Consider the following 26,452-nt stretch of genomic DNA (forward strand, 5'->3'; position numbering starts at 1 on the left):
AACCGTCCCGGGCGGGGGATCGATCCGCCGGCGACGCCACGACTATCACCGTGGTTCGCCCTCGATCCGATATGTCACCGACCACTGACGCGACTGACCGCATCGACCCCGCCGCGCGGATCGGCCGCGTGACGCTCGCCGTCTCCGATCTCGATGCGGTGATCCCGTTCTACCGCGATGTCGTCGGTCTCCGGGTTCGCGAACGGGACGACGGCCGCGCGGTCCTCGGCACCGACGCCGTAGGAGGGACCGGGGGCGCCCCCGACGGCGAGGATCTCCTGGTCCTCGACGCGGCCCCCGACGCCGGCCCGCGTCCGCCCGACGCGGCTGGACTGTTCCACACCGCGTTCCTGTTCCCGTCGCGGGGAGCGCTCGGCGACGCGCTCTCTCGCGTCCGCGACGCGGGCGAACGACTCACCGGCGCCTCGGACCACCGCGTCAGCGAGGCGCTGTATCTGCGCGACCCCGAGGGGAACGGCGTCGAACTGTACCGCGACCGCCCGCGCGAGGAGTGGCCCGAGGCGGACGGCGAGGTGCAGATGGACACGTTACCCCTCGATGTGGACTCGCTGCTGGCCGACCGCGCGGGCGACGCCGACGACGCCGGCGACGCGGCGCCCGCCGACACCGCCGTCGGCCACGTTCACCTCGAAGTGACCGACCTCGACGCCGCCGAGGCGTTCTACGTCGACGCCGCGGGGTTCGACGTGCGCCAGCGCTGGGAGTCGGCCGCCCTGTTCGTCGCCGCCGGCGGCTACCATCACCACGTCGGCCTCAACACCTGGAACCGCCGCACTGCGCCCGCGTCGGGTACCGGGCTCGTCGAGTTCGAAGTGATGGTTCCCGACGGCGACGGGTTGGAGGCGATCCGCGGTCGACTCGTCGACGCCGGTGTCGAGGTGCACGACGGCAGCGACGGGTTCCTCGCGGTCGCCCCCGACGACGTTCGCGTTCGCTTCGCGTCGGCGTAACCGTCTCTACTTCTCGAGACGGCTTCCGTACTGGCCCCTCTCGTCCGGACAAGACCATTTGATATCGCGATATTCGATTTACTCCGGTGTTCGCTGCACACTCACGGATCATAGGGTTCGCCCGGGAAACAGCGCGAAGGCCGTCAAACCGTGAGATCTGGAAAAACAGTGCCGGTGGCGACGGCTGGCGTGCGGGGTTACCGGATCGTCGTCCCGAGCGACGAGTCGCCGTGGGTCGTCAGCAGGTCCGCGTCCTCGCCGGCCGCGAGCACCATGCCGTTCGACTCGACGCCGAACAGCTCCGCCTTCTCCAGGTTCGCGACGATCACGACGCGAGTGCCGGGAAGCGACTCGACGTCGTGAAGCTGTTTCAGGCCGGCGACGATCTGACGCTCCTCGACGCCGATGTCGACGGTGAGCCGAACCAGCTCGTCGGCGCCCTCGATCCCCTCCGCGTCGACGATCTCCCCGACACGGAGGTCGAGGTCCTGGAACTCGTCGAAGCTGATGCGGTCGTCGGCGACGGGTTCGATGTCGCTCATGGCCGACTCGGCGTCACCCTCGCCCTCGTCGCTTTCGGTTTCGTCCGCGTCGGCGTCGGCTCCCGTCGCGTCGGCCGCCGCCTCGGCGACGCGCGATTCGAGCTTCTCGTTGAGCTCCTCGACGCGCTCGTCCTCGATCTTCTCGTAGAGTTCCTCGGGCGCGCCGAAATCGCGCGGGGGCGCCTCCAGCGCGGCGTCCGTGGTCACGTCGTGGACGGAGCCGTCCTCGTGCAGCTGGTCCCACAGCTCCTCGCTCGTTCCGGGGGCGATCGGCTCGAAGAGGACGGCGACGGCCTTCGCGATCTGGACGCAGTCGCGGATGACCTGTGCGGCGGCCTCGTCGTCCTCGCCGAGGAGGTTCCACGGCTCCTCGCGCTGGATGTACTCGTTTCCGAAGCGGGCCAGCTCGACGGTCGCGGTCCCGACCTGCCGGACGGAGTAGTCGTTGACGCCGGCCTCGAAGTCCGCGATCGCCTCCTCGATTCGGGCTTCGACCTCCGGACTGACCTCGGCCTCGGGGGTGCCCTCGAAGTTGCGGTGGGCGAACAGCAGCGAGCGGTACAGGAAGTTCCCGACCGTGCCGACGAGCTCGTTGTTGACGCGGTCGCGGAACTTCTCCCAGGAGAAGTCCACGTCCTGCTGGAACCCGCCGTTCGTGGCGAGGTAGTAACGCAGCAGGTCCGGGTGGAAGCCCTCGTCGAGGTACTCCCTTGCCCACACCGCCCGGTCGCGGGAGGTCGAGAAGCCCTGCCCGTCGAGCGTCATGAAACCGCTCGCCATCACGGCGCGCGGCTCCGCGAAGTCGGCGACATGCAGCATCGCGGGCCAGAAGATCGTGTGGTGTTGGATGATGTCGCGGCCGATCACGTGAACGATCTCGCCGTCGTCGCGCCAGGCCTCCTCCCAGTCGTACTCGTCGGCGCCGACACGCTCGGTGTACTGCTTCGTGGAGGCGATGTACTCGATCGGCGCGTCGACCCAGACGTAGAGGACGAGGTCGTCCTCGCCGGGGTAGTCGAACCCCCAGTCGAGGTCGCGCGTGATACACCAGTCCTGGAGCCCGTCCTCGAGCCACTGGCGCGGCTGGTTCCGGGCGTTCGAGGTGCCCTCCAGGCGGTCGAGGAACCCGTCGAGGTACTCCGAGAGCTCGGAGACGCGGAAGAACTTGTGCGCGCGATCGCGGTACTCCGCGGGGTTGCCCGAGATGGTCGAGACGGGGTCCTCGATCTCCCCGGGTTCGAGGTGGCGGCCGCAGCCCTCGTCGCACTCGTCGCCGCGGGCGTGCGCGCCGCAGTACGGGCACGTCCCCTCGACGTAGCGGTCGGGGAGGGGCTGTTCGTCGACGGGGTCCCACGCGACCTTGATCTCCTTCTCGTAGACGTACCCCTCCGACTCCAGTCGGTCCACGATCTCGTAGGTGAGTTCGCGGTTCGTCTCGTCGTGGGTGTGGCCGTAGTTGTCGAAGTCCACGTCGAACTTCGGGAACGTCTCGCCGTACTGTTCGTGCCACTCCAGGGCGAACGCCTCGGGGTCGACGTCCTCCTGGATCGCCTGGACGGCGATCGGGGTGCCGTGCATGTCCGACCCGCAGACGAACGCGGTCTCCTGGCCGAGCGATTCCAGCGCCCGCGAGTACACGTCGCCGCCGACGTACGTCCGGAGGTGGCCGATGTGGAGGTCGCCGTTGGCGTACGGCAACCCGCACGTCACCACCGCCGGCGCGTCCGTGGGGAACGCCTCGCGCGTGTGTGTGTCCTTGCTGCTCATGGATGTCGTGTCGTGGATGCGGGCCTAAAGCCCGCCGAAACGGGCGAACGATCCCCGCCCGTGGGCGTCGTCGGTCCCCCGACGGCGCGCCGGGGTTCACGTCGCCGCCGCCGCGACCCGACTACGGGACGCGACGGACGCGAACGCTCCACCCGGCGCTGGAGAACTCGCGCATGCGCATCGGGGTGGCCGGGGGAGTCATCGTCGACTGAAGGGGACCGATCGTATTTCCCTCTGACGGTCGTGTAGTTCGGTGTCAACTCCCGCAGCTACTTGAGGATCGATCGGCTCCACCGTGGTATGCACGCCAGCGCGGCACGGTTTGCCGAGCGCGTCAGCGAGGAGTACGGCTTCGACCCCGAGATCGAGGAGTTCCCCGAGGGGACGAAAACCGCGGCCGACGCCGCCGACGCCGTCGGCTGCTCGGTCGACCAGATCGTCAAGAGCATCGTCATCGTCGCCGACGGCGAGGTGATCGTCGTCCTCACCGCCGGGGACAACCGCGTCGACACCGACGCGCTCGCGACCGAGATCGACGCCGAGTCCGTCCGGACCGGGAACCCCGAGGAGGTGAAGGCGGCCACCGGTTGGAGCATCGGCGGGGTCCCCCCGTTCGGACACGAGTCGCCGGTGGCGACCTACCTCGACGAGTCGCTGCTCGACCACGACCGGATCTGGGCGGCCGCGGGAACCCCGGACGCGGTGTTCGAGCTCGCTCCGGCGGAGTTACGGGAGATCGCGGATCCGGTGACGACGAGAGCGTTCGAGTAGCGTAAATCACATTCTGCGATATAGAATTCGAGGCCGCACGACACCCTCGAACTGTAGGGACTCGAACTATCCGAGAAGGGGTCGTACGGACGGTGGGAGTCCACTGAAAATGAACGAACCGCCGATCAGCGAGACGAACGGCGATGCCGAGGGCGGACGACAGCTATCGCACGTCGTGATCGAGTCCGTCGCCGAGGCGACCGACACCGACCCGTTCCGACTGCCACCGCTTCACGACGCGGTCGATACCGATGCCCTGAGCCGCCTGTTCGCGACGGACGGGCACGCCGGGTCGCCGACGGACGGGCACGTCTTGTTCCGGTATCACGGATGCGACGTCACGGTCCACGCGAGCGGGCGGGCGACCGTCGAACCCGACGACGACGGCGGCTAACCCGCAGGCGCCGCCCCTCGTCGCTTCTCGATTCAGCGCTCCTCGAACAGCGTCGTGATGAGCGCCCGCTCCGCGGCGTGGATGTGCTCCGAGAACGTCGCCGACGAGATGCCCAGCTCCGCCGCGATCTCCTTCCCGCTGCTCTCGCGGGGCCAATCGTAGTAGCCGGCGTCGAAGGCGGTCCGGAGGACCTCGAGTTGTCGTTCGGTGAGACGCGTCTCCAGTCGCCGGTGCAGCGTCGCCTCCGAAAGCAACGGGGTCATCGACGGCTTCGAGCGCTTCGACGCCAGCGTCGCCTCGGGCGTCTCCTCGAGAAACCGCTCGACGATCCCCGCGGCGTCGGCATCCGACGGGATCTCGGCGACGATGGTGCCCCGGCCCGCCGAGCCCCGCACCCGTCGCGGGAGCGCGCCGAGTTCGGCCAGCCGACGGGCCGGACAGCCGTCTGACACCATGAACTCGAACAGACTGCCGTCCCGGTAGGACTCGACCAGCGAGACCTCCGTGCCCTCGTGTTCGGCCGCGAGCGCCGCGATCTGTTCGGGGTCGCCACCCGTCACGTTGAAGAACTCGGCGTACCGGCCGTCCGCTCGCGGAACCAGTTCGGCGAGCTCGAGCGTACAGTCGGCGACCGCGGACGCCCGAACGAACGGATACGCCGCTCGCTCGAATCGGAACTCGACTTCGAGCACGGAGCCGTCGTCATCGTCCGTCTCCGTCATATGTTCACAGTTCTCATTCTGGTCGATGAGTCTTTCGGGCGTCCAACCCGAACCGGACGAGCCGCACGCCCGCGCTCGGCCGATAGTGAGCCTCTCCGTCGTCGTGCCCGCGTCGGTGAGCGTCACCGCGGCCTCGAATTCGCCGGACTCCTCTGGGGTGTCGACCGAGGGGTGTTCCTTGTGAGTCCCGGCAGGTCGAATCAGAGTCGAACGGTTCAACCTGACCCCGGTCGTTGCTCCGGGCGTGACAGTCCTCGATTCGCTTCCGCCCCGACCGCTCCGGTCGTCGGAACTCCAGTCGCTTCGCGACGCCGCCAGCGTCACCGAGGCCGCCCCGCTCGGCATAGATGACGACGACATCCGAGCGCTCGCCGTTCAGGCGGGCGAGACGATCCACGGCTTGGGATACGATCCGGACACCGGCTGGACCGTCGTCGACAGCCGCGAGGCCGGCGATCCGGAGGACCTCGCGGCCGTGCGCGACTCGCTGAAGACCTGGGAGGCGAGACGCGCGGCCGTCGACGACGAGGAGTGAGACGACCGCCGGGTGGCGGTCCCGGTTCGGTCCGCTGACATCGTGACACGTGCTTGTCTCTCGTTACCCGGTTCGGATCCGAACTGCTATACCCCTCGGACGGGTACGAGGGTACATGGCAGTCGAAGAGCCGCAGACGGCGGAGTCCGTGGAGTCGCTCGACGCCGGGCCCTGTCCCGTCGTCGACGCGCTCGAACAGGTCGGGTCGAAGTGGCGTCTCGTGGTGTTGCACGACCTGCTGGACGGCGAGAAGCGGTTCAACGAGCTGAAGCGCTCGACCGACGCGAGCGCGCGGACGCTCTCGCGCGTGCTCGACGACCTCCGGGAGATGGACTTCGTCGAGAAGCGCATGGAGCCGGACGCCCCCGTCGCGACGTACTACTCGCTGACCGCGAAGGGCGAGTCGCTGTCGGTCGTGTTCAGCGAGGTGGAGTCGTGGGCGGGCGAGTGGCTCGACACCTGCGCCGAGTAGCGGGTTCGTCGCTCCCGCGGCCCGGTATCGCCCGCCGGAATCGCCGGGGTTTATTCGCCCGCCCCACGCGGGCCGATCCGATGACGCGATGAGCGGCGACGACGACCCGCACGCCACCGAGGGCGACGGCGGCGAGGCCGACGGCGTCCCCGGCGTCGGCCCGTCGTTCGAGACAGACCACGTCGTCGGCGTCGGCGACGCCCGCGCGCTCGCGCTCCCCGACGAGTCGGTCGATCTCGTCGTCACCTCGCCGCCGTACCCGATGGTCGAGCAGTGGGACGAGATCTTCGCGCGCCTCGATCCCGCGATCGGCGAGTCGCTCACGGCGGCGGAGTCGGGGGGAACCGACGCCGGGGCGGCAGCCGAGCGCGCGTTCGACGCGATGCACGGGGCGCTCGCGCAGGCCTGGGAGGAACTCGCGCGCGTGCTCGCGCCCGGCGGCGTCGCCTGCGTCAACGTCGGCGACGCGACCCGCTCGGTCGGCGGCCGGTTCCGCCTGTGGGACAACGCGACCCGGGTCGCCGACGCGCTCTCGGCGGCCGGACTCGACCGGCTCCCGGGCGTGCTGTGGCGCAAGCCGACGAACGCGCCGACGAAGTTCATGGGCAGCGGCACGCTCCCGCCGAACGCCTACGTCACGCTCGAACACGAGCACGTGCTCGTGTTCCGGAAGGGGTCGCGCCGCTCGTTCGACGCCGGCGACCCCGCGCGCTACGCGTCGGCGTTCTTCTGGGAGGAGCGCAACCGCTGGTTCTCGGACACCTGGGACGACCTCCGTGGCGCCGAGCAGGCGCTCGGGGGCGACGCCTCCGCGGTCGCCCGCGACCGCTCGGGGGCGTTCCCCGTCGAGCTTCCCTACCGGCTGATCTGCATGTACTCGACGTACGGCGACCGCGTGCTCGATCCGTTCTGGGGCACGGGTACCACGACGCTGGCGGCGATGGCCGCCGGCCGCGACTCCGTCGGCGTCGAGCGCGACCCCGGGCTAGTCGCGTCGTTCGACGCCGACGCGCGGTGCGCGCCCGAACTCTCGCGCGAGCGGGGACGCCGCAGGCTCCGCGATCACCGCGCGTTCGTCGCCGAGCGCGACGACCCGCCGTCGTACGACGCGACCCACTACGGGTTCCCGGTGGTGACGAAGGCCGAACGCGACATCAGGCTGTACGCCGCGACCGACGTGGCGTCCACGGCCGGCGGCTACCGCGTCGAACACGAGCCGATCGAGGCGATCGGGTCGTCCGCGGAGTGAGTTTCCGGCGACGCGAGTCGCCGATCAGAACAGGCCGAGGGTGAGCGACCCCGCGCCGAACAGCCCGAGCGTGACGAGCAGCCGGCCCACGCTACCCACGAACGTCGCGAGCGCGAACCGCCAGTAGTCGCGTTCGAGGACGGCGAACGCGTAGATTGAGATCGTGTCCGGGAAGAACGGCACCGAGAGCGCGATCGCAAGCCCCGCGTAACCGTAGCGGCGCGCCAGCTCGGCGGTCGTGCTCTCGGACCACTCGATCACGTCGAACCGGGAGCGCCGGAGCCACCTGATGATCGGCCCGGACTGCTTGGCCTCCTGCCCGATGTGGAACGCGAACACGGAGCCGGCGGCCTTCCCCAGCCCGGAGACGAGCATGATGATCGAGAGCTTCACCCACTGCGGGAGCCCGAGATCCAGCGGCGCGAGGAGGACGACCTCGCTCACGCCCGGGAGCGCGAACGCGATGAGAAACGAGTACACGAAGATGATCCCCAGCCCGGTCCAGCCGGTTGCGGTCTCCACGAGCCGCGTGAGCCAGCCGAAGTCGGGCCACCAGGACGGCTCGCTCGCCAGCGGAACCGCGGCGTCGAGCGGGGCGAGTCCGACGGACGCGGCCGTGGCGAGGGCGTCGGCCGCCGCTGGCGTCGACAGCGCGGCCGAGAGGGGGACCGGAAGCACGTTCGGAACGGAGTGATACCGCAGAATAAGTCCGGTGGTTCCCGGCGAGGATTGGTGTCGCCGCGCCGTCCGTTCGGCGCCGGTTTCTTCGGGAGGCGGAGAGCCGTCCGCCCGCTCGCACTATCGCGGGGCGTCGAGGTCGTCGAGGTCGTCGAGGAACGCCGAAAGCGACCCGCGGGTGACGTGCGGCATCACGACCACGCGGGCCTCGCCGGCGCCGGTGCGAGAGATGCGCCAGCCGCGCTCGCGGACCGCCTCGAACGTCGCCCGCGGGAGATCGAACGCGACGAGCGGGAGCTCCGGGTCGACGACATCGAGCTCCCGGCTGCGCAGCTCCTCAGCGAACCACGCGGCGAGCTCGCTCGCGCGTTCGTACTCGGCGCGGTAGCCGTCGGGCCACAGCTCGTCCATCGCGGCGGCCGCGCTCGCGACGCCCGCACCCGAGCGGGTGCCCGTGAGGCTCGCCTGCGAGGCCGTCTCCAGGTACGGCGTGTCGACCGCGAGGGCGTCGAGCGCCGTGGGGTCGCGCGCGAGCAGCCCCCCGGCGGGCACCGCCGCGCGCCCGACCTTGTGGGGGTCGATCGTCAGCGTCTCGACGCCGTCGACGTCGAACCCCCAGTCGTGACCCGAGAAGGGGAGGTGGAACCCGCCCCATGCGGCGTCGACGTGCAACGGGACGCCGGCGTCGACAGCCAGGTCGGCCATCGCGGGGATCGGGTCGACGCGGCCGTACTCGGTCGAGCCCGCGACGGCGACGACGAGCGCCACGTCGTCGTCGACCGCGGCGGCGACGGCGTCCACGTCCGCGCGGCCGGCGTCGTCGGTCGGAACCGTCCGGAGTTCCACGCCGAGCACCGACGCGGCCTTGTGGAAACTGAAGTGGGCGGACTCGGGGGCGACGACGACCGGGTCGTCAGACTCTGCGCGCTCGCGGGCCGAGCGCACCGCCTGGATGTTGGACTCGCTGCCGCCGCTGGTGACGTAGCCGTGGGCGGCGATGTCGCCGTGGGAATCGGTGTTCTCGCGGACCCCGATATTCCCGCGGGCCTCGGTATCGCCGTCGACGCCGACCGCGTCGGCGAGTCCGGTGATCTCCGCGAGCGAGGCCACTGCCTCGCGCTCCAGTTCGGCGATCGTTTCGTATGTCGCGGGGTCGCCGGGGTTCGCGGCGAGGAAGCGTTCGGCCGCGCGTCGGGCCGCAGGGTGCGGCTGCGTACACATCGAGGAGAGCACGCGGTCGAACGACTGCGGGCGGCGCTCGGCGACGGACGGCTGCATTGCCACGAAGACGGAGGGAGCGGGAGTTAGGGGTTGCGCTTTCGGGCGTCCGGGACGTGCGGCGACGCGCGTCAGGCGCGCGCGCGGCGACCGACGCCTCAAACGCGACCGCCCGTCGATCAGCGCACGTCGTCGAGGATCAGCTTCTGCTCGGTGCGCTTGACCTCGTGTTGCACGTCGCGGACGGCGTCGATGTTCGCGGAGATGCTCGTGACGCCCTGCTCGACGAGGAAGTCGACCATGTCGGGTTTCGAGCCCGCCTGCCCGCAGATGCTCGTGTCGACGTCGAGCTCGCGGCACGTCTCGATCACGTCGCCGATGAGCGAGAGCACCGCGGGGTGCAGCTCGTCGAAGCGGTCGGCGACGTTGCCGTTGTTGCGGTCGACCGCGAGCGTGTACTGCGTGAGGTCGTTCGTCCCGAAGGAGGCGAAGTCGATGCCGCAGTCGGCAAGCTCCTCGATCGCGAGGGCGCTGGCGGGCGTCTCGATCATCACGCCCCAGCGGCGCTTCTCGGTGTCGATGCCGACGGCATCCATGTGCTGCTTGGCCGCCTCCACGTCCGCTGCGTCGTTGACGAGGGGAAGCATCAGCTCGACGTTGTCGTAGCCCATCTCGTACAGCCGGGCGAACGCGCGCAGCTCCTGGCGGAACACGTCCGTCTTGTCGAGCGATCGACGGATGCCTCGCCACCCCATCATCGGGTTGTGCTCGTCGGGCTCGCTCTCGCCGCCCTCCAGCTCGCGGAACTCGTCGGTCGGCGCGTCGAGCGTCCGCGCGCGGACTGGGCGGGGGTAGAACTCCTCGGCGACCTCGCGGATGCCCTCGACCAGCTCCTCGACGTACGCGTCGGCGCCGTTGTCGGCGATGTACTTCTCGGGCGTGACGCCAAGCGACAGCACCATGTGCTCGATGCGCAGGAGGCCGACGCCGTCGGCGCCCGTCGCGGCGGCGCGCTCGGCGGCCTCGGGGATGGAGACGTTCACCTTGACCTCCGTCGCGGTCATCGGCTTGACGGGGGTCTCCGGACGCACGGCCTCCACGGGCTCGTGCTCCTCCTCGCCGCGCTCCTCGGCGCTGCCCAGCCGGATCGTGCCCTTGTCACCGTCGATGGTGACGACTTGGTCGTCCGAGAGGGCCGTGGTCGCCGAGCCCGTACCCACGACCGCGGGGACGCCGAGTTCCCGCGAGACGATGGCGGCGTGGCTGGTCATGCCGCCCTCGTCGGTGACGATGCCGACCGCGCGCTTCATCGCGGGCACCATGTCCGGCATCGTCATCTCGGTGACGATGAGGTCGCCCTCGCCGACCTGATCGAGGTGGTCGAGCTTCGTGACGATCCGGACCTCCCCGGAGACGATCCCGGGCGAGGCGCCGAGCCCGCGCAGGATCACCTCGTCGTCGTCGGCCGTCCCCGTCGCGTTCGCGTTCGATCCCGCGCCGTCCGCGTCGACGCCGCCGTTCGTCGCGGCCGCCCGCTCCGTGTTCGACGGGGTGGTCCCGGCATCGCCGGTCGAGTCGGAGATCGTCGTGATCGGGCGCGACTGGAGCATGTACACCTCGCCCTCGTAGATCGCCCACTCGACGTCCTGGGGGTTCCCGTAGTGGTCCTCGACCCGTCGGCCGAGCTCGACGAGCCGCTCGATCTCGTCGTCGGTGAGCACGCGCGCCTCGCGTTTCCCCTCGGGCACCTCGCGCTCGACGGTCTCGCCCGTCTCGGCGTCCTTCTCCATCAGGAGCTTCTTGTCGGCGACGGTGACCTCGTCGACGGCCGCCGTCTCGCGGTCGACGACGTAGTTGTCGGGGGAGACGGAGCCTGAGACGACGGCCTCGCCGAGCCCCCACGCGGCCTCGATGATGATCTCCGGTTCGCCGGTCGAGGGGTGGGAGGTGAACATGACGCCGGACTTCTCGGCGTCGACCATCCGCTGGACGACGACCGCGATGTCGACCTCGCTGTGCGGGAACCCCTGTCGCTGCCGGTAGTAGATGGCGCGCTGGGAGAACAGCGACGCCCAGCACTCCTTCACGCGTTCCAGGAGCGCCTCCTCGCGAACGTTGAGGAACGTCTCCTGCTGGCCCGCGAAGGAGGCGTCGGGCAGGTCCTCGGCGGTCGCAGAGGAGCGGACCGCGACGAACGCCTCCTCGCCGTCGCCCATCGTCCGGTAGGCCTCGAGGATCTCCTCGCGCACGGACTCTGGGAGTTCCGTCCCGAGAATGAGCTCCCTGGCGGTCTGCTCGGCCGCCCGCAGGGCGGCGGAGTCCTCGGGGTCGATGTCCATCGCGGCGAACAGCTCCTCGTCGATGCCCGCCTCCTCGATGAACGTGCGGTAGGTGCCCGCGGTCACCACGAACCCCGGCGGGACCGGCAGGCCGGCGCCGGTCAGCTCCCCCAACGAGGCCCCTTTCCCGCCGACGGTGTCCAGGTCGTCGGCGGAGACGTCGTCCAGCCAAAGTACAGCCATTTCGTGTTCGGAGGGACCGAGGACTGAACCAAGAAGGTATCGACCGACGCAACGGAGCGAAAGTCTATACTCGGTTCTGAGTACTTCTCGACGGATCTCGCGGCGTTTCGCGAACGCCCGGACCTGACGCCGTCTCGGCGGTATTGGCGTTCGCCTCGTCGACGCCGGCATCGGGGACGGTGCCGCCCGAACGACCTGCGGGCCCCCGGAACGTCGTGACATCTCCAACGAACGGCGTGACCTCCCGAACGAACCGCGGGGTTTTCGACGGGTCGTTCCCGAGAGGGAGTGTGAGCGAGAGCACGGAGCCCGGAGCAGCCGACGACGGGCCGGCCGAGGAGCCGTACCTCGCGGCGGCGGCCGCCGACCGGTGGGACGTGCTCCGGTACGAGGAGGGGCCGGAGCCGGTCCACCGCGTCGTCCCCGCCGGCGCCGGCTCCGAGGTCGTCACCACCTACGAGCGCCGGGCGCGCTCCCGTCGTCGCCTCGTCCTGGCGCTCGTTCCGGTCGCGGCCGCCGGGTTGCCCGCCGCGGGCTGGCTCCTCGGCGGAACGCTCGGGATCGCGCTCGGCGCCCTCCTCGCGGCGGTCACGGCCGCGATCATCGTGCGCCGTCACGTCGCCGAGGACGACGACGGGATGACCGACGTGCCGGAGGTCGTCGACGCCAGCGCGGACGCCGCGACCGCCCGCGCGTACGGGCTGGAGAACGAGGCGACGATCTCCGACGCCGAGGCGTACCTCGACGCGAACCCCGACGCGGAACCCGACCGTTCGCCCGAGGATGCGCTGGAGGCGGCACAGGGACGATAATCTCTCCGAATAGTTGCTACATCTTGCGAATTTCTCAAAAAGTACTGTTTTATCGATAACCGCAAGACAGCAAACGGATTCGGAATAATACTCGGGAGTTCGGTTGTCTCGTGTAACTCAGACCTCGATGATCTCGTCGTCGTCGCTCTCGGGAACCCGGATCCGTCCCTCGAAGGCGGTGACCGCGTCGCCGCCGACGATCGGCGCGCCCCCGTCACCGGCGCCGGCGCGCACACGGACGAGTCCCGGCCGATCGACGTAGTGGCCCTGCTCGAACACCATCTCGTCGGGCGTTCCCGCGTCGCCGGCGGCGTCATCGCCGCCCGGGACGTTGCTCGTGTCGCCGCCGCTGAACGCGGCGAAGTGATCGAGGTACGCGCCGCAGGCGCCGCTTGCGGTGCCAGTCACCGGGTCCTCGTCGATGCCGCTGCCAGGGACGAAACACCGACCGTGGACGGTGGAGTCGGCGCCGAGCGCGTCGAACGTGAACGCGTAGATGCCGGCGGCATCGTGCTCGTCCGCCAGCGCCGCGACCGCGTCGAAGTCCGGCGACATGTCGCCGAGGTGTTCGAGGAAGTTCACCGGGACGATGAGGAACGGCAGGCCCGAGGTGGCGTACGCGACGGGGAGTGCGGCGCCCACGTCGCGGAACGCCTCCGGGGTGACGCCGAGCACGTCGCCGAGGCGGTCGTAGTCGACCTCGATCTCGTACACCGTCGGCGGGTTCTGCGTCATCCACACGCGGCCGTCGTCGGTCACCTCGATCTCGATGACGCCGACGTTCGTCTCCAGCGAGTGCGTGCCGGCGTCGATCTCGCCCGTCTCGAACAGCCGGGCGTGGGCCGCGATCGTCGCGTGCCCGCACAGGTCGATCTCCGTCGTCGGCGTGAAGTAGCGGACGCGTCGGTCGGCCTCGCTCGACGACCGAACGAACGCCGTCTCGCTGGCGCCCAACTCGTTGGCGATCGCTCCCATCTGCTCGTCGTCGAGCCCGTCCGCGTCTGCGACGACGCCCGCGGCGTTGCCGGCCATCGGCTCGGACGTGAACGCGTCGACGAGCGCGGCCTCGCGGCGCGCGTCGCCGGACCCACCGTCGGATTCGGTCATGCACCCGTCTCCGGGCGGCCGCGACAAAACACCCCGTGGTTCCGCGGTCGCCGCGTCCTCTCACGCGACCGTGCACCGCTAGACTGCAGGTGACTTGTTCGCCCTCGTCAGTCTCCGATCCGGACCGCAGTCGGGCGGTCTCGATCAGTCCAGGGTTCCCGACGCGCCGCCGAGATCCAGATGGACGGCGTCGCCCTCATCGGGGAGAACCGGGCCGGCGGCGAGCACGTCGCTGCCGAGGCGCTCGTACACCTCCGCGGAGGGGAGACACGAGTCCGCGCCGTACAGCTCGGCGCCGCGCTCGGCGGACGTCGAGTGGACGACCGCGCCGAGGCCGACGTGGGCGATGCCGCCCGCGCACATCGGGCACGGCTCGGTGCTGGTGTACATGACCAGGTCCCGCCGTTGGGCGGGCGAGAACTCCCGGGCGGCGCGGTGGGCGAGCGTCAGTTCGGGGTGGCGTCGCACGTCGTTCTCGGTGTTGACGGCGTTGCGCTCGGTCATCGTGATCTCGTCGGTGGTCGCGCGCACGAGCACGGACCCGTACGGGTCGTCGCCGCGCTCGGCGGCGCCGCGGGCCAACTCGATCGCCTCGCGGACGTGGTCCCCGTGGCTGAGGTCGGCGAAGCGGTCCGGCAGGGCTTCGAACGAGGATGCCATACCCGTGAATGGCCGCCGACGGAGGTGTAGCTGTCGGCGACACGTCGGTCGCGCGCGACGTCGAGTGCCCGACAGACGCGAGTAACGGATTTCTCCGATCCGGAGAGCAGTCGGGCGATTCTCCGACGAAAACGCAGCCGATTCGACCGACGCTGCGGGGACGCGAGTCGCGCCCCGACACGACTAAACGGCGCGTCCGACACGGTCAGGTATGACCGAGATCCACGAGGGGCAGCGGGTGGCCGTGTTGGCCGACTCGCAGAACCTCTATCACTCCGCACAGAGCGTGTACTCGCGCAACGTCGACTACTCGAAGATGTTGGAGAAGGCCGTGATGGGCCGGCAACTCACGCGAGCGATCGCGTACGTCATCCGCGCCGATTCCCCCGACGAGGAGTCGTTCTTCGAGGCGCTTCGCGACATCGGCTTCGAGACGAAGATCAAGGAGATCAAGACGTTCGGCGACGGCTCGAAGAAGGCCGACTGGGACGTGGGGATCAGCCTCGACGCCGTGACGCTCGCGGACCACGTCGACACCGTCGTCCTGTGCACCGGCGACGCCGACTTCTCGCGGCTCTGTTCGCACCTCCGCCACGAGGGCGTCCGCGTCGAGGTCGTCGCCTTCGAGGAGTCGGCGGCGGCCGACCTGAAGGCTGCGGCCGACTCGTTCATCGACATGAGCGAGCGCGAGGACACGTTCCTGCTATGAGCGGCGACACGACCCTCGACGACCTCCGGTCGGTCGCCGACTACCAGTTCGGCGCCGACGCGGGGGCCGCGCTGTTTCCGGTCGACGAGGACGTGACGGTCCGGCGGTCGACGAGCGGTCGCCCGCGACAGGTCACCTGCGACGCCGGGCGGATCGTCTCCTACCGGACGGACGGCCGGTTCACCCTCGGCGTCGAGGGCGGCCGCCGACTCCGATCCGTACTGCCGCACCCCGATTACAGCGTCGTCGTCGGCGACGAGTCGGCGCCGTTCGTGCGCGACGGGAAGAACGTCTTCGCGAAGTTCGTGAGCGAGGTCGGCGACGCGGTCCGCCCGCGCGACGAGGTGGTGGTCGTCCACGAGGACGGCACCGTGCTCGGCGTCGGCCGGGCGGAGCTGGCCGCGGCGGAGATGCACGACTTCTCGACGGGGATGGCGGTGAAAGTCCGGTCGGGCGCCGGCCCGGAGTGACCTGCGCCCGGAGACGGGTTCCCGCGTTCCCCTCTCGGGGACGTAGTGGCGACCCAAGCACGCGGGTCTCCCGCGTCCGCGGCTGAGGACAGAGTCGGAATAAATGTGTCGGCGGATCGCCCGACTGCGGACCGATTCGGAAACGGTGACCCCGGCACGGCTCGGGCCGCCGTCACGCGATCAGGAGCGCCAGCCAGCCGACGAGCGCGCCGCCGTTGACGAACGGGAGCCCGGCGTGGACGCCGCGGACGCGGTGGACGAACACCTGTAGCGCCGCGAGGCCGACGAGCGACCCGAGAAGCGGCGCGGCCGCGGCGAGCGTCCCCGGAGCGGCGACCCCGACGCTCGCGGTCAACATCGCCGGGAACAGCGCGTCGCCGGCGCCGAGCAGCGTCGCCGCGGGCGTCCCGCCGCCGGTGACGGTCGCGTTCGCGTCGTCGTACCGCTCGTCGGTCGGGACGACGAACATCGACGGCACCCGGAGCTCGGCGCTCGCGTCGGCCATGTCGAGCATGTGGCCCGAGCTGTACACCGCGTAAGCGTCGTAGCCGGCAGCGAGCACCAGCGCCCCGGCGGCGTACGCCGGATCGAGGCTGGCGCCGAACAGCGCGGCGCCGCCGGCGACGCCGACGACCGCGACCGCGTTGCGGACGGCGGGACGGGGGAGGCGCCACGCGAGCAGCGTTCCGACCGCCGCCGCGACGGCGCCGGCGACGGGGCCGACGAACGCGGAGACGGTGAACCACTGGGCGGCGCCCAGCGACGCGAGCATCACCCCGCGCACGAGCCGGCGGCTGGCGCCGTACCGGACGACCGCCAGCGAGAGGACGGTGCCGACCGCGAGCCCCAGGACCAGCGGGACGAGCGCGTCGCCGCCGCTCCCGTAACTGACGCCCGACCCGGCCAGCCGCGGCGCCGCCGCGAGCGCGAGCAGTTGGACCGCGAGAAACAGCGCGCCGACGCCGACGGCGCCGCGGACGCGCGGATCCCGGACGGCGGCAGTCAGTCGCCCGGCGTCCGACCGACCCCTCACAGGTACTGCGCCAGCCCGAGCGCCTGGACCAGCGGGACGCCGGCGACGAGCGAGCCGACCAGGTAGCCGCCGATAGCGCCGCCGTTCAACAGCGGGAGTCCCGCGTGCGGGCGCCCCTTCAGCACCATCCGCAGGAGGACGCCGAGGCCGACGAACGTCCCGACGATGGCGAGCAGCGTCGGCAGCCCCATCGCGGGAACGACCGGGAGCCCGAACGCGGGGGCGGGCGACCAGAAGGCCGCCGAGGCGGCCATCACCGCGGGCATCACCGCGTCGCCGAGGCCGATGAAGAACACGTCGCGCTCGTCCTCGTCGGTGCCCTCGGTGGCGCCCTCGGTCGACCCCTCCGCGAGCAGGGAGTACGACCACTCAAGCGGGATGACGAGCACGACGGGGATGTTGAGATCGAGCACGCCCTCCGCGAGGTCGAGCATGTGCTCGGTGCCGTACACCGAGATGGCGTCGTACACCGCGAGCACCGTCAGGAGCACGATCGCCGGCAGGAGGCCGAAGGAGATGCCGAACAGGCCGGCCGCGCCGGCACCCATGAGCGCGCCGGCGGCGTCGATGACGTACCACTCGGGGTACACCAGCAGCGCGACGGCGACGAGCCCGGCGGCGGCGACGGCGGCGAGTCCGGGGAGGAACACCGAGAAGACGTACCACGAGAGCATTCCGGAGGAGGCGACGATGACGAGCCGGACCGCCCAGTCGAAGTCGTACTTGAACGCCGCGAGCATCAGCGCCGTGACCACGAGGATCGCCCCGAGGTACAGCGCGGAGTTTGTCGGGTTCTGCGGGTCCTCGACCGTCTGGTAGCCGGCCGCCTCGAACGTGGGCGCCAGCGAGACGGCGCCGACGTGGACGACGAGGAACAACAGCCCCGCGAGGAGGACGCCGCGGACTGCGCGAGCCTTCATTGCCCGCCGGTAGGGGTGGCCCGCGTTTGGTGGTTGTGGTTGCGGGCGAGGGGGGACGCCGGTCCGACCGCCCGTTCGCAAACGCGACCGCCTCTGTCCGCTGGGCGCGCTCGGACGCCGGGCGCGCCGCCGTACGGGATTCGATATAGCGTGGACGGATTTACGGGCGAGGAGAGGTCGAACCGACGAGAGACGTGTTCGATCGGTCGATTTCGGGCAATACGGGCAGTCTCCCTGGTCATTCCTCTGTCTGACGCGGGTTTATACGGATGGACGGCCGTGCCCGTGTATGGGAAATCGGGTCGATGATCTCGAGGCGCAAGTCGCCGAGCTACAGGCGGCGGTCGACGGACTGACCGAGGAGTTGGTGGAGGCGAAGGAACGCATCTCACAGTTGGAGAATGCGACCGAGGTGGAGGAGGAGTCGACCACGAGTCGGAACCCGAACGCGGAGTTCGTGCCCAACGAGTCGGCGACGAACGGCGCCGGCGACGACGAGCGCGTGATGGCCGACGACGAGAGCGACGCGCAGAAGGCCGCACGCGGAAGCGACGGCGAGGCGGCCGAGGAGTCTGACTCCTCGGACGACGACTCCGACGACATCATCGTCGCGTAACCGCCCCGGTCGCGTAACCGACCTCGCCGGCGTCGCCGAACCGCGGCGGCGCGGCGGGTACCACACCACCGTTCCACTCACGCATGCACATCACGGAACTCGTACTGGACAACTTCAAGAGCTTCGGGCGCCGGACGCGAATCCCCTTCTACGAGGACTTCACGGTCATCACGGGCCCGAACGGCTCGGGCAAGTCGAACATCATCGACGGGGTGTTGTTCGCGCTTGGGCTCGCGCGTACGCGCGGGATCCGCGCGGAGAAGCTCACCGACCTCATCTACAACCCGGGCTTCGAGGACGGCGAGGGCCCCTCGGGCGAACGCGAGGCGAGCGTCGAGGTCGTCCTCGACAACTCCGACGGGAAGCTCGACCGGTCGCAGGTCGTCAGCGCCGCCGGCAGCGACGACATCGGCGACGCCGAGACGATCACCATCAAGCGCCGGGTGAAGGAGACCGACGACAACTACTACTCGTACTACTACCTCAACGGGCGCTCGGTCAACCTCTCGGACATTCAGGACCTGCTCGCGCAGGCCGGCGTCACCCCGGAGGGGTACAACGTCGTCATGCAGGGCGACGTGACGGACATCATCAACATGACGCCCCACGAGCGCCGTGGGATCATCGACGAGATCGCCGGCGTCGCCGAGTTCGACGCCAAGAAGGAGGACGCCTTCGGCGAGCTGGAGACCGTCGAGGAGCGCATCGACGAGGCCGACCTCCGGATCGAGGAGAAAGAAGAGCGGCTCGACCAGCTGGCCGACGAGCGCGAGACGGCCCTCCAGTATCAGGACCTGCGCGACGAGAAGGAGGAGTACGAGGGGTACCTGAAGGCCGCCGAGCTGGAGGACAAACGCGAGGACCTCGACGGCACCCGCGAGTCGATGGAGCGGCGCGAGGACGAACTCGAGGAGCTGCGCGCCGAACTCGACGAGCGGCAGGCGCGCGTCGACGACCTCGAGGCCGACCTCGACGAGATCAACCGCGAGATCGAGCGGAAGGGCGAGGACGAGCAGATCGCCATCAAGTCAGAGATCGAAGAGATCAAAGGCGAGGTCTCGCGGCTGGAGGGGAAGATCGAGAACCAGGAGGAGCGCGTCGAGGAGGCGGAGACCGAGCGCCGCGACGCGTTCGTCGCCATCGACAAGAAGAGCGAGGAGATCGACGAGCTCGACTCGGAGATCCGCGAGACGAAAGTCGAGAAGGCGAACCTGAAGTCGACGCTCACCTCGAAACAGACCGAGCTGGCCGACGTTCAAGACGAGATCGACAGCGTCGACACCGAGTTCGACGAGCTGAAGGCCGAACTGGCCGACAGGAAGGAGACGCTGGAGGAGCTTCGCGCCGAGAAGAACGAGCTCCAGCGCGAGAAGGACCGACTGCTCGACGACGCGCGCCGACGGTCGAACGAGATCGGCGACGTGGAAGACGAGATCCAGGAGACGCGCGAGGCGATCCCCGACCTGAAGGAACGCGTCTCGAACCTCCACTCGGAGCTCGACAAGGCCGAGAAGAACAAGGCCAACATCGACGGCGTCATCGAGGACTTACGCGGCGAGAAGGCGGAGTACCAGGAGGAACTCGACGAGGTCGAGGAGGACATCCGCGAGAAGCAACAGGAGTACTCCCAACTCGAGGCGCGGGCGGGCGACTCCGGCGACACGTCGTGGCCGCGGGCGGTGACGACGATCACGAACGCCGAGTTCTCGGGCGTCCACGGTCCCGTGGGCGAGCTGGCGTCGGTGCCCGGCGAGTACGCGAAGGCGTGTGAGACCGCCGCGGGCGGCCGGCTCGCGAACGTGGTCGTCGACGACGACGGCGTCGGCTCCGACTGCATCGACTACCTGAAGCAGCGCAACGCCGGGCGCGCGACGTTCCTCCCGATCACGAAGATGGACGACCGCGGGCTCCCGTCGCTGCCGAACGACCCCGGCGTCGTCGACTTCGCGCGCAACCTCGTCGACTACGACGGCCGGTACGAGCCGATCTTCTCGTACGTGCTCGGGTCGACGCTGGTCGTCGAGGACATGGAGACCGCCCGGCACCTGATGGGCAACTACCGGATGGTCACCCTCGACGGCGACCTCGTCGAGAAGTCCGGCGCGATGACCGGCGGCTCCGGCGGCGGTTCCCGGTACTCCTTCTCGAAGTCCGGGAAGGGGAAGCTCGAACGCGTCGCCGAGGAGATCCACGGACTGGAGGACGAGCGCCAGCGGATCAAATCCGAGATCGCCGACATCGACGGCGACCTGGAGGACGCCCGCTCGCGCGCCTCCGACGCCGCCGAGAAGGTGCGCGACATCGAGTCCGACATCGAGCGCGCAGAGGAGAAGCTCGGATCGAAGGAGGAGCGGATCGACGAGTTGGAGGACCGACTCGACGAGCTGCGCGAGGAGCGCGAGTCCGTCGACGAGGAGATGACCGAACTCGACGGGGAGATCGACGCGGCCGACGAGGAGATCGAGGCCGTCGAGGCCGGCATCGAGGAGCTGGAGTCCGAGCTGGCCGACTCGAAGATCCCGGAGCTGTCGGCGAAGGCCGACGACATCCGCGAGGAGATCGACGACCTCGAGGAGCGGATGGACGACCTCGACGGCGAGTTGAACCAGCTCCAACTGGAGAAGCAGTACGCCGAGGACGCCGTCGACGACCACCACGACACCGTCGAGGAGGCGCAGTCGAAGAAGGCCGACGCCGAGGAGCGGATCGACGAGTTCGAGGAGCGGATCGCCGAGAAGGAGTCGACCTTAGAGGAGAAGCGCGACGCCATCGCCGAGCTCGAGGACGAACTCGCGGACCTCAAGGAGGAGCGCGAGGCCGTCAAGGAGTCGTTCCGCGAGGCGAAGGCCGCCCGCGACGAACAGGAAACCGAGGTCGAACGCGTCGTCTCGAAGCTGGAGTCGCTGCGCGAGACCGCAGAGCGCCTGGAGTGGGAGATCGACTCCCTGGAGGAGCAGGTCGGCAGCTACGACCCCGAGGAGATCCCCGACCACGACACTGTCGAGTCGGAGATCGACCGGCTGTCCGCGGAAATGGAGGCGCTGGAGCCGGTCAACATGCTCGCGATCGACGAGTACGACGACGTGCAGTCGGACTTGGATGACCTCCAGGAGCGCCGCGACGTGCTCGTAGAGGAGCGCGAGGCGATCGAGGAGCGCATCGACCGGTTCGAGTCCCAGAAGAAGGCGACGTTCATGGACGCCTTCGAGGCGATCGACGAGCAGTTCACAGACATCTTCCAGCGGCTCTCCGCGGGGACCGGGGAGTTGGTGCTGGAGGACCCCGAGGACCCCTTCGAGGGCGGGCTGACGATGAAGGCCCAGCCGGCGGACAAGCCGGTTCAGCGCCTCGACGCGATGTCGGGCGGGGAGAAGTCGCTGACGGCGCTGGCGTTCATCTTCGCCATCCAGCGGCACAACCCCGCGCCGTTCTACGCGCTCGACGAGGTCGACGCCTTCCTCGATGCGGTCAACGCCGAGCGCGTCGGCGAGATGGTCCACGACCTCGCGGGCGACGCGCAGTTCGTCGTCGTCAGCCACCGCTCGGCGCTGCTGGAGCGCTCCGAGCGCGCCATCGGCGTGACGATGCAGTCGGACAACGTCTCGGCCGTCACCGGCATCCAGTTGGGTGACGACGGGGAGCCGGTCCCGGAGGCGAGCGCGGATGATTGAGGCGCCCGGCGACGCGGGGATCGCCTCGCCCGGCGAGACGGACGACGACGAGGTCGAGCCGGTCGAGCTGCTCGTCAACCTCGCCGAGGAGGGCGAGATCGACCCGTGGGACATCGACGTCGTCGAGGTCACCGACGCGTTCCTCGACCGCCTCGACGAGGCGGACCTCCGGACCGGCGGACGGGCGCTCTTCTACGCGAGCGTCCTGCTCCGGATGAAGTCCGATGATATGCTCGCCGCGGACGACGAGGACGAGCCCGAGGACGACCTCGAACCGTGGGAGCGGGCCTTCGAGGGCGACGGCGCGATGGTCGACGACGCGCCGATCGACGACGGCTTCGACCCCGTGAACGCGCTCGAGGAGGAGATGGACCGGCGGCTGGAGCGCAAGAGCACCCGCGGCTCGCCCGAGACGCTGGACGAACTCGTCCGGGAGCTGCGGGAGGCCGAGCGGGGCACCTGGTGGAAGGAGTCGCGCCAGTACGACACCAGCGAGTCGCCGCGGGGGTTCTCCCGCGGCACGCAGACGCTGGAGTACCACGGCGCCGACGACCTCCGCCGCGAGGGCGAGCCCGGCGAGTCCGACGTGACCGGGACGACCCACGAGGAGGACATCGAGTCCGTCATCGACGACGTGCGCGCCGCGTTGCACCCGCAGTACGAGCGCGGGCGCGCGGAGGTGCTGTTCCGGGAGATCGCCGACACCGGAAGCACCGCCGTGATGACGTATCTCGCGCTGTTGTTCCTCGCACACCGCGGCGAGATCACGCTGGAGCAGGACGACCTGTTCGGCGATCTGTGGGTTCGCGACGCCGGCGTCGCCGCCGCCGGCGACGAGGCGATCGCGGACTGACGACGGAGGGCGGACCGTCAACCGCAGCGGGGTCCGTTCGTGGCCTCGTCGGAACCCCAGCGAATCGGACGGATCTCTGTCGTCCCGCGTTCACGGCCCGATCCGGCCCCGTTCAGTCGGCGTCGAATTTCGTGCATTGTGATCGAGCTTCGAGCGTTGTGTCGGCGATGGCGAATTCACTTGCCGTCGGGCGCCGGGTCGTAGGTCGCTTCGAGCGAGGCGACGACTGGACTCCATGCCGAGCGCTGAACCGCCGTTACGGCTGCATCGGATCACCGTAGACTCACCTTGTCGCAAATGAATACATTCAGTTGATAATAACTGGCTAAACGGGGTTCCGTTGTAAGTCAGCTATAACATTACGTTCTCGTCGTCTGGCGATCGTGTGACGCTGACAGATCGGTCAGTCCGTGAGATCCAGCGGTGGTCGACAGTCGGGAGACGACTGTACACGAACCGGGTCGCCGAGCGCGTGAGGGACACGTCAGCCTCGCCGTTCCCGTTCGCCGAGTTCCGATCGATCCTGAGTGAGTACGACGACCCGGTCGTCTTCGTCCACATCGGACTGAGCGACGTGAACGCCGCCTTCGCCGGGTGCCCCTACGAACGACTGTGTTCGGCGTTGACAGCGGAGTTCGAGAGCGTGTTGGTTCCCGGTTTCACCCCGAGCTTCCGGGAGTCCGGCGTGTATCACAAGGAGTACTCCCGGCCGCAGGTGGGAGCGTTCCCCGTCCTCTTCATGGACGACGCCGAGTACCGCACGAACGACGCGTTACACTCGATCCAGGTCGCCGGCGAGTATCGGTTCGACGGGTGTACCCACCAGAACACGTTCGGACCCGACGGGTGTTACGCACGGCTCGACGAGGACAACGTCCTGATCGCGAACATCGGGACGAACAGACTCGTGTCCACTCAGTTCCACTACATTTCCCTTCGGGACGATCCGCCGTATCAGACCACGGACACGCACTCCGGCGTGATCTATTACGACGAGTCAACCCATCAGCGCGTGTCCCAAACGAACGACACGTTCGAGTCCATCTACACCTGGAACCGGTGGAAGATCGAGCGCTACCTCGACGAACAGGGAGTCTTGGACGATCGGACCAGAAACGGACTGAAACTTTCGTTCGCGAGGGCCGGGGACATGCGCGAGGCGCTCGAGCCGAAGCTCGAACGGGACCCCTACTACATGGTTACCTGATGTGGGTGCCCAGCGGTGACCCACCGACCGATTCGACGGCGGTAGCTGTCGGATAGGGGGCTAGATCGGGCGAGTCAACGATCCCGCACCGGCGACGTCCGGCGCGTCGGAGGGACCGTTCCGGGCGACGAATTCGACGGACGCACCACAATCGAGTTAGGCGTGAACTCGCGAGATCGATGTGTGAGTTCTCCGATATCGATCACTCGTCGTCGAACGCTGTCCGCGATCGGGGGCGCATCGGTCGCGAGCGCCGCGGGTTGTCTCGGCGGCGGGTCGACGAGCGACAAGACGGTTCAGTCGCTCCCGCGTCCGACCCGTGGCGACGACGATGCGGCGGTGACCGTCGCCGTCTTCGAGGACTTCGCCTGTCCCCATTGCCGGACGTTCGCCACGCAGGTGTATCCCGAGATCGAGTCGACCTACATCGAGGAGGGGATCGTCCGATACGAGCATTACGACTTCCCGATCCCGGTCGACGACCGATGGTCGTGGCGCGCGCCGATCGCCGCCCGCGCGGTCCAAGACTCCGCGGGGACGGGGGCGTTCTTCGAGTTCGTCGAGACGCTGTTCGCCGACGGATGGTCCGAGGGCCGTCACCAGTATACCGACGACCTGATCGGCGTAATCGCCGGCGACGTGGGGGCCGACGCCGACACCGTTCGCCGGGCCGCTGCGGACGGGCGGTACCGGCCCGTCGTCGAGGCGGACAGGGAAACCGGAACCGAGCGGGGCGTCGGCGGGACCCCCGCGGTGTTCGTCGACGGGACACCGATCGAGGAACCGACGTATTCCGCGATCGAGTCGGCGGTCGAGGACGTACGGTAAGCGCAGATCTCCGAGAGAGGATCCCGCTCCACCGTGACGGAGGATCCAGCTCCACCGTAACGGCGGAGCCCGCTCAACTGAGACGAAGGTCCCGCCCCATCGGTACCGGCGGACCCCACGCACGAGGAAGCACGCGAACGCGTCTCTCGACGAGTCCGCGAGACCGTCCGAACGTATTCGACCCGTAGACGTGCCGGCGAACGCCCCTTGGGTCGTCCGTCGAATCAGTTGGCGTCCGATCAGCCGAACGTGACGACCGGTCGCGAGACGATCCACAGCGACACCACCGTGTACGCGACCATCACGACGAGCAGGGGCGCGTGACCGGCGAGCGTGTGGTCCGGGTAGCGCCGACTCGCGACCTCGTGGGCGGCGATCACCGCGAACAGATGGCCCACGACAACCAACACGACCTGGCTCGCCCAGAACGCAGGGAGGGGGAGCCACGCGAGCGGGTCGACCGATCCGACTCCGACGCCGAACGGCTCCAGGACCAGCGGGACGAGTTGCCCCAGCGACGCCGCGACGTACGGGTAGTTGTGGGCGACCTCGTAGGCGGCCGCGATCGGGACGAGCGTCGGCGCGAACGCTCGCGCCGCGGAGACGGTCGACTCGGTCGCGACACTGCCGTCCGTCGATGCCGCGGCCGAGCCGTCGTGACTCGTGCCGACTCGTGCGGCGACCCCGACGACTGCGAGGAACGCGCCGACGAACGCCCCGAACCCGAGGACGAACACCAGGAGGCTGCCCTCTGGCCCGGCGCCGACGTTCGCGCGGAGCACGTCGAGCAACGTCCGGAACTCCGGGGTGTTGGTGAAGCCGTCGAAGCTGACGACGTACACGGTCGCGACGATCAACAGCACCGTCCATCCGTTCGCCGCCGGGTGCAGCGTCCCTGCCCACGGTGTCCGCAGCCGGTATCCGGCGTCATCGGTGCCCCCCTCACGACGAACGGGCGCGACGCGCGCGAGAATCCGGTAGAAGGCGCCGACGAAGTCCCCCCGGTCGAACCACTCGCGGCCGAAACAGACGCCGCCGACGAGCATGACCGCGGCGTACGCCAGCACGAGCCCCGCGGTCCCACGGGGGTCGCGCGGGGCGCTCGTCAGCGTCGCCAGGACGCCGATCCCGAGGAGGAACCCGACGAGGGCGACCCCGTCGGCAACGCGGTCGGGGACACGGCCGACGACTCGGATCTCTTCGCCTTCCAGTCTGCAGAGGCCGTCGTAGACGGTCCGCCACGGCGAGAGCGTCGGCCAGACGGTTCCCCCCAGCGTCGCGACCAGCGCGAGGCCACGCAGCCACAGCGACCAGACGACGATCGTTACGGCGTTCTCGGCGGCGGAGGTCGGCCCGACGAGTCCGTGGGCGAGCGCCCCGGCGAACGCGGCGAGGAACCCGACACGAAGCGTCGCTCGCAGCGCCGGCGGGGGGGTAGGAAGGCGAACGGCCATCAGCGAGCGTGCGACCGAAGACGCTTGCAGGTCCGGCACGACGCCGTCGGATCGCTCGGCGAGCGCGAGCACGAGACCGGAGAAGAGCACCGTCGCGGCGGCTCCACCGAACAGCAGCAGCGGGGGGATCGGCGCGTCGTACCGCGTCGCGCCGACGTTGTGCGCGGAGACGGAACCGCTCGCGATCGCGAGCACCGTCGCTACGACGGCGACAGCGGTGACGAGACGGATCCGATCGGTCCGTCGCGGACGCATCGGTGTCGTATCGGAG

General features: G+C 69.4%; 24 protein-coding genes. 14 read left to right on the forward strand and 10 right to left on the reverse strand.

Annotated elements, in window-relative coordinates:
• The first annotated feature begins 71 nt into the window (after window positions 1-71).
• Complete coding sequence (locus tag K6T50_RS00110) at window positions 72-971, forward strand: VOC family protein (protein ID WP_222607432.1); 900 nt, start codon at window positions 72-74, stop codon at window positions 969-971.
• Between the two features lie 197 nt (window positions 972-1,168).
• Here the strand turns inward: K6T50_RS00110 and metG are convergent, their stop codons facing one another.
• Window positions 1,169-3,280 carry a methionine--tRNA ligase gene (gene metG, locus K6T50_RS00115; RefSeq protein ID WP_222607433.1) on the reverse strand — a complete coding sequence of 704 codons (2,112 nt, stop codon included), beginning with the start codon at window positions 3,278-3,280 and terminating at the stop codon, window positions 1,169-1,171.
• A 300-nt stretch (window positions 3,281-3,580) separates the two neighbouring features.
• On the opposite strand from metG, the gene K6T50_RS00120 reads away from it, so the two are divergent.
• Together K6T50_RS00120 and ddfA are read left to right on the forward strand one after the other, a co-directional pair.
• Window positions 3,581-4,051 (forward strand): YbaK/EbsC family protein, encoded by a 471-nt coding sequence (locus tag K6T50_RS00120; protein ID WP_222607434.1) that lies wholly within the window; start codon window positions 3,581-3,583, stop codon window positions 4,049-4,051.
• A 109-nt stretch (window positions 4,052-4,160) separates the two neighbouring features.
• Window positions 4,161-4,445, forward strand: a complete 285-nt coding sequence (gene ddfA, locus K6T50_RS00125; RefSeq protein WP_222607435.1) for a DdfA family disk-determining factor — start codon at window positions 4,161-4,163, stop codon at window positions 4,443-4,445.
• Between the two features lie 32 nt (window positions 4,446-4,477).
• On the opposite strand, the gene K6T50_RS00130 is transcribed toward ddfA, so the two are convergent.
• On the reverse strand, window positions 4,478-5,167 hold the full coding sequence (locus K6T50_RS00130) for a helix-turn-helix domain-containing protein (protein ID WP_222607436.1): 690 nt from the start codon (window positions 5,165-5,167) through the stop codon (window positions 4,478-4,480).
• Window positions 5,168-5,411: 244 nt separating this feature from the next.
• On the opposite strand from K6T50_RS00130, the gene K6T50_RS00135 reads away from it, so the two are divergent.
• The 3 genes from K6T50_RS00135 to K6T50_RS00145 all read left to right on the forward strand — a co-directional run bounded on the left by K6T50_RS00135 (window position 5,412) and on the right by K6T50_RS00145 (window position 7,423).
• Window positions 5,412-5,702, forward strand: coding sequence for a DUF7964 domain-containing protein (locus K6T50_RS00135; protein ID WP_222607437.1), 291 nt, complete (start codon window positions 5,412-5,414; stop codon window positions 5,700-5,702).
• A 115-nt stretch (window positions 5,703-5,817) separates the two neighbouring features.
• Window positions 5,818-6,174, forward strand: coding sequence for a winged helix-turn-helix transcriptional regulator (locus tag K6T50_RS00140; RefSeq protein ID WP_222607438.1), 357 nt, complete (start codon window positions 5,818-5,820; stop codon window positions 6,172-6,174).
• Window positions 6,175-6,262: 88 nt separating this feature from the next.
• Window positions 6,263-7,423 (forward strand): DNA-methyltransferase, encoded by a 1,161-nt coding sequence (locus K6T50_RS00145; RefSeq protein ID WP_222607439.1) that lies wholly within the window; start codon window positions 6,263-6,265, stop codon window positions 7,421-7,423.
• 24 nt (window positions 7,424-7,447) lie between these two features.
• Here the strand turns inward: K6T50_RS00145 and K6T50_RS00150 are convergent, their stop codons facing one another.
• From K6T50_RS00150 to ppsA, 3 genes are all read right to left on the reverse strand, one after another.
• A complete protein-coding gene (locus K6T50_RS00150) occupies window positions 7,448-7,996 on the reverse strand; it encodes a YqaA family protein (protein WP_225935426.1) in 549 nt (182 codons plus the stop codon).
• Between the two features lie 225 nt (window positions 7,997-8,221).
• A complete protein-coding gene (mfnA, locus tag K6T50_RS00155) occupies window positions 8,222-9,379 on the reverse strand; it encodes a tyrosine decarboxylase MfnA (RefSeq protein ID WP_222607440.1) in 1,158 nt (385 codons plus the stop codon).
• Window positions 9,380-9,498: 119 nt separating this feature from the next.
• Window positions 9,499-11,841: a phosphoenolpyruvate synthase gene (gene ppsA / locus K6T50_RS00160; protein ID WP_222607441.1), complete on the reverse strand. Its 2,343-nt coding sequence runs from the start codon at window positions 11,839-11,841 to the stop codon at window positions 9,499-9,501.
• A 290-nt stretch (window positions 11,842-12,131) separates the two neighbouring features.
• On the opposite strand from ppsA, the gene K6T50_RS00165 reads away from it, so the two are divergent.
• Complete coding sequence (locus K6T50_RS00165) at window positions 12,132-12,653, forward strand: hypothetical protein (RefSeq protein ID WP_222607442.1); 522 nt, start codon at window positions 12,132-12,134, stop codon at window positions 12,651-12,653.
• Between the two features lie 117 nt (window positions 12,654-12,770).
• Here the strand turns inward: K6T50_RS00165 and K6T50_RS00170 are convergent, their stop codons facing one another.
• Window positions 12,771-13,760, reverse strand: a complete 990-nt coding sequence (locus tag K6T50_RS00170) for a PhzF family phenazine biosynthesis protein (protein WP_222607443.1) — start codon at window positions 13,758-13,760, stop codon at window positions 12,771-12,773.
• 144 nt (window positions 13,761-13,904) lie between these two features.
• The gene (locus K6T50_RS00175) at window positions 13,905-14,420 is read right to left on the reverse strand and encodes a nucleoside deaminase (RefSeq protein ID WP_222607444.1); all 516 of its coding nucleotides are present in this window, start codon (window positions 14,418-14,420) and stop codon (window positions 13,905-13,907) included.
• Window positions 14,421-14,631: 211 nt separating this feature from the next.
• Between K6T50_RS00175 and K6T50_RS00180 the strand changes: the two genes are divergently transcribed.
• Window positions 14,632-15,129, forward strand: coding sequence for a LabA-like NYN domain-containing protein (locus K6T50_RS00180; protein WP_222607445.1), 498 nt, complete (start codon window positions 14,632-14,634; stop codon window positions 15,127-15,129).
• Window positions 15,126-15,599, forward strand: a complete 474-nt coding sequence (locus K6T50_RS00185; protein WP_222607446.1) for a PUA domain-containing protein — start codon at window positions 15,126-15,128, stop codon at window positions 15,597-15,599. The genes K6T50_RS00180 and K6T50_RS00185 overlap by 4 nt, the downstream gene beginning before the upstream one ends.
• Before the next feature lie 172 nt (window positions 15,600-15,771).
• On the opposite strand, the gene K6T50_RS00190 is transcribed toward K6T50_RS00185, so the two are convergent.
• Entirely contained in the window at window positions 15,772-16,632 is an 861-nt protein-coding gene (locus K6T50_RS00190; protein WP_222607447.1) for a presenilin family intramembrane aspartyl protease PSH, read from the reverse strand.
• The gene (locus tag K6T50_RS00195) at window positions 16,629-17,552 is read right to left on the reverse strand and encodes a presenilin family intramembrane aspartyl protease PSH (RefSeq protein ID WP_222607448.1); all 924 of its coding nucleotides are present in this window, start codon (window positions 17,550-17,552) and stop codon (window positions 16,629-16,631) included. The genes K6T50_RS00190 and K6T50_RS00195 overlap by 4 nt, the downstream gene beginning before the upstream one ends.
• 289 nt (window positions 17,553-17,841) lie before the next feature.
• On the opposite strand from K6T50_RS00195, the gene K6T50_RS00200 reads away from it, so the two are divergent.
• The 5 genes from K6T50_RS00200 to K6T50_RS00220 all read left to right on the forward strand — a co-directional run bounded on the left by K6T50_RS00200 (window position 17,842) and on the right by K6T50_RS00220 (window position 24,727).
• On the forward strand, window positions 17,842-18,168 hold the full coding sequence (locus K6T50_RS00200; RefSeq protein WP_222607449.1) for a DUF7518 family protein: 327 nt from the start codon (window positions 17,842-17,844) through the stop codon (window positions 18,166-18,168).
• An 83-nt stretch (window positions 18,169-18,251) separates the two neighbouring features.
• Complete coding sequence (gene smc / locus K6T50_RS00205; RefSeq protein WP_222607450.1) at window positions 18,252-21,839, forward strand: chromosome segregation protein SMC; 3,588 nt, start codon at window positions 18,252-18,254, stop codon at window positions 21,837-21,839.
• Window positions 21,796-22,692: a segregation/condensation protein A gene (locus K6T50_RS00210; protein ID WP_425601390.1), complete on the forward strand. Its 897-nt coding sequence runs from the start codon at window positions 21,796-21,798 to the stop codon at window positions 22,690-22,692. The genes smc and K6T50_RS00210 overlap by 44 nt, the downstream gene beginning before the upstream one ends.
• Window positions 22,693-23,431: 739 nt before the next feature.
• On the forward strand, window positions 23,432-23,899 hold the full coding sequence (locus K6T50_RS19225; RefSeq protein WP_425601391.1) for an AAC(3) family N-acetyltransferase: 468 nt from the start codon (window positions 23,432-23,434) through the stop codon (window positions 23,897-23,899).
• A 183-nt stretch (window positions 23,900-24,082) separates the two neighbouring features.
• Window positions 24,083-24,727: a DsbA family protein gene (locus K6T50_RS00220; RefSeq protein WP_222607453.1), complete on the forward strand. Its 645-nt coding sequence runs from the start codon at window positions 24,083-24,085 to the stop codon at window positions 24,725-24,727.
• 239 nt (window positions 24,728-24,966) lie between these two features.
• On the opposite strand, the gene K6T50_RS00225 is transcribed toward K6T50_RS00220, so the two are convergent.
• Window positions 24,967-26,436: a hypothetical protein gene (locus K6T50_RS00225; protein WP_222607454.1), complete on the reverse strand. Its 1,470-nt coding sequence runs from the start codon at window positions 26,434-26,436 to the stop codon at window positions 24,967-24,969.
• Window positions 26,437-26,452: the final 16 nt, after the last annotated feature.

The organism is Halobaculum magnesiiphilum, assembly GCF_019823105.1.
In the GTDB taxonomy this organism is placed as follows: Archaea; Halobacteriota; Halobacteria; order Halobacteriales; family Haloferacaceae; genus Halobaculum; species Halobaculum magnesiiphilum.

What these genes read in the sequence shown, in the direction of transcription:
- K6T50_RS00140 (WP_222607438.1), top strand. Translation starts at nt 5,818, where the DNA reads ATGGCAGTCGAAGAGCCGCAGACGGCGGAGTCCGTGGAGTCGCTCGAC.
- K6T50_RS00195 (WP_222607448.1), bottom strand. Translation starts at nt 17,552, where the DNA reads ATGAAGGCTCGCGCAGTCCGCGGCGTCCTCCTCGCGGGGCTGTTGTTC.
- K6T50_RS00175 (WP_222607444.1), bottom strand. Translation starts at nt 14,420, where the DNA reads ATGGCATCCTCGTTCGAAGCCCTGCCGGACCGCTTCGCCGACCTCAGC.
- K6T50_RS00110 (WP_222607432.1), top strand. Translation starts at nt 72, where the DNA reads ATGTCACCGACCACTGACGCGACTGACCGCATCGACCCCGCCGCGCGG.
- K6T50_RS00225 (WP_222607454.1), bottom strand. Translation starts at nt 26,436, where the DNA reads ATGCGTCCGCGACGGACCGATCGGATCCGTCTCGTCACCGCTGTCGCC.
- K6T50_RS00130 (WP_222607436.1), bottom strand. Translation starts at nt 5,167, where the DNA reads ATGACGGAGACGGACGATGACGACGGCTCCGTGCTCGAAGTCGAGTTC.
- smc (WP_222607450.1), top strand. Translation starts at nt 18,252, where the DNA reads ATGCACATCACGGAACTCGTACTGGACAACTTCAAGAGCTTCGGGCGC.
- ppsA (WP_222607441.1), bottom strand. Translation starts at nt 11,841, where the DNA reads ATGGCTGTACTTTGGCTGGACGACGTCTCCGCCGACGACCTGGACACC.
- K6T50_RS00200 (WP_222607449.1), top strand. Translation starts at nt 17,842, where the DNA reads ATGGGAAATCGGGTCGATGATCTCGAGGCGCAAGTCGCCGAGCTACAG.
- K6T50_RS00145 (WP_222607439.1), top strand. Translation starts at nt 6,263, where the DNA reads ATGAGCGGCGACGACGACCCGCACGCCACCGAGGGCGACGGCGGCGAG.
- K6T50_RS00185 (WP_222607446.1), top strand. Translation starts at nt 15,126, where the DNA reads ATGAGCGGCGACACGACCCTCGACGACCTCCGGTCGGTCGCCGACTAC.
- K6T50_RS19225 (WP_425601391.1), top strand. Translation starts at nt 23,432, where the DNA reads ATGGACGACGCCGAGTACCGCACGAACGACGCGTTACACTCGATCCAG.
- mfnA (WP_222607440.1), bottom strand. Translation starts at nt 9,379, where the DNA reads ATGCAGCCGTCCGTCGCCGAGCGCCGCCCGCAGTCGTTCGACCGCGTG.
- K6T50_RS00180 (WP_222607445.1), top strand. Translation starts at nt 14,632, where the DNA reads ATGACCGAGATCCACGAGGGGCAGCGGGTGGCCGTGTTGGCCGACTCG.
- metG (WP_222607433.1), bottom strand. Translation starts at nt 3,280, where the DNA reads ATGAGCAGCAAGGACACACACACGCGCGAGGCGTTCCCCACGGACGCG.
- ddfA (WP_222607435.1), top strand. Translation starts at nt 4,161, where the DNA reads ATGAACGAACCGCCGATCAGCGAGACGAACGGCGATGCCGAGGGCGGA.
- K6T50_RS00120 (WP_222607434.1), top strand. Translation starts at nt 3,581, where the DNA reads ATGCACGCCAGCGCGGCACGGTTTGCCGAGCGCGTCAGCGAGGAGTAC.
- K6T50_RS00170 (WP_222607443.1), bottom strand. Translation starts at nt 13,760, where the DNA reads ATGACCGAATCCGACGGTGGGTCCGGCGACGCGCGCCGCGAGGCCGCG.